Here is a 3,467-nt window from a genome sequence, read left to right as displayed (position 1 = left end):
TGAATCTTGACGATGACCTACTCTCACATGGGGAAACCCCACACTACCATCGGCGATGCATCGTTTCACTGCTGAGTTCGGGATGGGATCAGGTGGTTCCGATGCTCTATGGTCGTCAAGAAATTCTGTTGCCAGAACATCCAGATGGATACTCCAGCCAATTCGGATATGTGATCTTTGTGGTTTGTCGCGAACTTTCGGTTCTTTCGTCTTCACCACCACAATTTGGCCTCGGCGCAAATTGCTTGGGTGTTATATGGTCAAGCCTCACGGGCAATTAGTATTGGTTAGCTCAACGCCTCACAGCGCTTACACACCCAACCTATCAACGTCGTAGTCTTCGACGGCCCTTCAGGGAGCTCAAGGCTCCAGTGAGATCTCATCTTGAGGCAAGTTTCCCGCTTAGATGCTTTCAGCGGTTATCTCTTCCGAACATAGCTACCCGGCAATGCCACTGGCGTGACAACCGGAACACCAGAGGTTCGTCCACTCCGGTCCTCTCGTACTAGGAGCAGCCCCTCTCAAATCTCAAACGTCCACGGCAGATAGGGACCGAACTGTCTCACGACGTTCTAAACCCAGCTCGCGTACCACTTTAAATGGCGAACAGCCATACCCTTGGGACCGGCTTCAGCCCCAGGATGTGATGAGCCGACATCGAGGTGCCAAACACCGCCGTCGATATGAACTCTTGGGCGGTATCAGCCTGTTATCCCCGGAGTACCTTTTATCCGTTGAGCGATGGCCCTTCCATACAGAACCACCGGATCACTAAGACCTACTTTCGTACCTGCTCGACGTGTGTGTCTCGCAGTCAAGCGCGCTTTTGCCTTTATACTCTACGACCGATTTCCGACCGGTCTGAGCGCACCTTCGTACTCCTCCGTTACTCTTTGGGAGGAGACCGCCCCAGTCAAACTACCCACCATACACTGTCCTCGATCCGGATAACGGACCTGAGTTAGAACCTCAAGGTTGCCAGGGTGGTATTTCAAGGATGGCTCCATGAGAACTGGCGTCCCCACTTCAAAGCCTCCCACCTATCCTACACAAGCAAGCTCAAAGTCCAGTGCAAAGCTATAGTAAAGGTTCACGGGGTCTTTCCGTCTAGCCGCGGATACACTGCATCTTCACAGCGATTTCAATTTCACTGAGTCTCGGGTGGAGACAGCGCCGCCATCGTTACGCCATTCGTGCAGGTCGGAACTTACCCGACAAGGAATTTCGCTACCTTAGGACCGTTATAGTTACGGCCGCCGTTTACCGGGGCTTCGATCAAGAGCTTCGCTTGCGCTAACCCCATCAATTAACCTTCCGGCACCGGGCAGGCGTCACACCCTATACGTCCACTTTCGTGTTTGCAGAGTGCTGTGTTTTTAATAAACAGTCGCAGCGGCCTGGTATCTTCGACCGGCGTGGGCTTACGCAGCAAGTGCTTCACCCTCACCGGCGCACCTTCTCCCGAAGTTACGGTGCCATTTTGCCTAGTTCCTTCACCCGAGTTCTCTCAAGCGCCTTGGTATTCTCTACCTAACCACCTGTGTCGGTTTGGGGTACGGTTCCCAGTTATCTGAAGCTTAGGAGCTTTTCTTGGAAGCATGGCATCAACCACTTCGCGCTCTAAAGAGCACTCGTCATCAGCTCTCGGCCTTGAGATCCCGGATTTGCCTAAGATCTCAGCCTACCACCTTAAACTTGGACAACCAACGCCAAGCTGGCCTAGCCTTCTCCGTCCCTCCATCGCAATAACTGGAAGTACAGGAATATTAACCTGTTTTCCATCGACTACGCTTTTCAGCCTCGCCTTAGGGACCGACTAACCCTGCGTCGATTAACGTTGCGCAGGAAACCTTGGTCTTTCGGCGTGCGAGTTTTTCACTCGCATTGTCGTTACTCATGTCAGCATTCGCACTTCTGATACCTCCAGCAAGCTTCTCAACTCACCTTCACAGGCTTACAGAACGCTCCTCTACCGCATCACCAAAGGTGATACCCGTAGCTTCGGTGCATGGTTTGAGCCCCGTTACATCTTCCGCGCAGGCCGACTCGACTAGTGAGCTATTACGCTTTCTTTAAAGGGTGGCTGCTTCTAAGCCAACCTCCTAGCTGTCTAAGCCTTCCCACATCGTTTCCCACTTAACCATGACTTTGGGACCTTAGCTGACGGTCTGGGTTGTTTCCCTTTTCACGACGGACGTTAGCACCCGCCGTGTGTCTCCCATGCTCGGCACTTGTAGGTATTCGGAGTTTGCATCGGTTTGGTAAGTCGGGATGACCCCCTAGCCGAAACAGTGCTCTACCCCCTACAGTGATACATGAGGCGCTACCTAAATAGCTTTCGAGGAGAACCAGCTATCTCCGAGCTTGATTAGCCTTTCACTCCGATCCACAGGTCATCCGCTAACTTTTCAACGGTAGTCGGTTCGGTCCTCCAGTCAGTGTTACCTAACCTTCAACCTGCCCATGGATAGATCGCCCGGTTTCGGGTCTATACCCAGCGACTAAAGCGCCCTATTAAGACTCGCTTTCGCTACGCCTCCCCTATTCGGTTAAGCTCGCCACTGAATATAAGTCGCTGACCCATTATACAAAAGGTACGCAGTCACCTAACAAAGTAGGCTCCCACTGCTTGTACGCATACGGTTTCAGGTTCTATTTCACTCCCCTCTCCGGGGTTCTTTTCGCCTTTCCCTCACGGTACTGGTTCACTATCGGTCAGTCAGTAGTATTTAGCCTTGGAGGATGGTCCCCCCATGTTCAGACAAAGTTTCTCGTGCTCCGTCCTACTCGATTTCACTGGCAAGAGATTTTCGTGTACGGGGCTATCACCCACTATGGCCGCACTTTCCAGAGCGTTCCACTAATCTCAAACCAGCTTAAGGGCTGGTCCCCGTTCGCTCGCCACTACTAAGGGAATCTCGGTTGATTTCTTTTCCTCAGGGTACTTAGATGTTTCAGTTCCCCTGGTTCGCCTCTTGCACCTATGTATTCAGTACAAGATAACCAGCTTATGCTGGCTGGGTTCCCCCATTCAGAGATCTCTGGATCACAGTCTGTTTGCCGACTCCCCAAAGCTTATCGCAGGCTACCACGTCTTTCATCGCCTCTGACTGCCAAGGCATCCACCGTATGCGCTTCTTCACTTGACCATATAACCCCAAGCAATCTGGTTATACTGTGAAGACGACATTCGCCGAAAATTCGCATTTCGCTCATTGCTGAGCAGAACTCACAAATTTTACCTTAGCCTGAATAACCAGCAGTGAAACTGGCATTCAGTCTATTCTATCACATATCCGAATTTTTAAAGAACGATCTGACAAAAGTCAGAAATCAACATTCATCGCCGAATGTTCATTTCTAAGTTCTGATCAAGTAGACACCAGAAGAGTGGTGGAGCCAAGCGGGATCGAACCGCTGACCTCCTGCGTGCAAGGCAGGCGCTCTCCCAGCTGAGCTATGGCCCC

Annotated in this window: 1 tRNA gene and 2 rRNA genes; all 3 read right to left on the bottom strand. The window is 51.7% G+C overall.

Annotation, left to right across the window (positions count from 1 at the left end):
- Positions 1-4 precede the first annotated feature (4 nt).
- Positions 5-120: ribosomal RNA gene (rrf, locus tag LU671_RS29070) — 5S ribosomal RNA — on the bottom strand.
- A gap of 136 nt (positions 121-256) precedes the next feature.
- Positions 257-3,149 (bottom strand): 23S ribosomal RNA (locus LU671_RS29065).
- Positions 3,150-3,391: 242 nt separating this feature from the next.
- Positions 3,392-3,467 (bottom strand) — tRNA-Ala (locus LU671_RS29060).

Source organism: Pseudomonas sp. NMI760_13, assembly GCF_021283245.1.
Taxonomy (GTDB): Bacteria; Pseudomonadota; Gammaproteobacteria; order Pseudomonadales; family Pseudomonadaceae; genus Aquipseudomonas; species Aquipseudomonas peradeniyensis.
This window is presented reverse-complemented; position numbering and strand designations above follow the sequence as displayed.